Annotated in this window: 1 protein-coding gene and 1 pseudogene; both read left to right on the forward strand. The window is 72.7% G+C overall.

What is annotated here, in order from left to right:
• Positions 1-90 precede the first annotated feature (90 nt).
• Positions 91-174: pseudogene (locus EAO77_RS40805) on the forward strand (zeta toxin family protein); the annotation flags it as partial.
• A gap of 35 nt (positions 175-209) precedes the next feature.
• The coding region (locus EAO77_RS39585) for a zeta toxin family protein (protein WP_261994314.1) at positions 210-913 on the forward strand (704 nt) is incomplete at its 3' end.

A 913-nucleotide genomic window follows, 5' to 3' on the forward strand; every position in this document is an offset into this window, starting at 1 on the left:
CTTCCGGACCGCGAGAGCCGGGCCGTGCTGAGGCGGGTGATCCTGCCCACTGCCGCCGCGAGCGCTGCGCCCCAGGCCCGTCCGGTCGTGGTGTTCGTCGGTGGCCAGCCGGGGGCCGGGAAGACCAACGCCGCCGACTTGGTCCAGGCGGCACTCGGGCGGCGCGGTGGCTCCGTGCGGATCGGCCGCGACCTCTACAAGGCCGCCCACTGCCACTACGCCGCAGCGCTGGCCGCCGACGTCCGGACCTTCGCGCCGGCGGTCCGGACGTCGGCGCGAAGGTCCGGCCGGACACCAGCTTCTGGCAGGCAGCCGTCGAGGAGTACGTCCGTGACCACGGCCTGGACGCGGTCGTCGAATCCGCCCTCGCCGACCCCGATGACTTCCGTGCGTCGGCGGCGGCGTACCGCCGTTCCCGGCACCGGATCGAGGTCGTCGCGCTCGCGACGCCGGAGGCCTCGGTGAGGAAGCGATCAATGATGCCCAGCTGGCTTAACGCCTCCGGCGGGGCGGGTGGACGGTTCGTGACCTGGGCGAACCATGACTCCTGCGCGAAGAACATGCTCGCGACGCTCGCGGTCATCGAGGCCGAGCAGCTCGCCGACCGCATCACCGTGGTGACCCGCTCCGGCACGGTGCTGTATGACAACGAGCTCGTCGCCGGCGCGTGGCGGCGTCGGCCCGCCGCCGACAAGGCGGTCGCCCGAGGCCGCTCGCGCGCCTGGACGGCCCGGGAGACGGCTGTGTTCCAGCAGGAGATAGCCCGTGCCGGAGCGGGTCACCACGGTGATGCGGTCGGCGAGCTGCTCGGCCTCGATGACCGCGAGCGTCGCGAGCATGTTCTTCGCGCAGGAGTCATGGTTCGCCCAGGTCACGAACCGTCCACCCGCCCCGCCGGAGGCGTTAAGCCAGC

It is taken from the genome of Streptomyces sp. T39 (genome assembly GCF_008042045.1).
GTDB lineage: Bacteria > Actinomycetota > Actinomycetes > Streptomycetales > Streptomycetaceae > Streptomyces.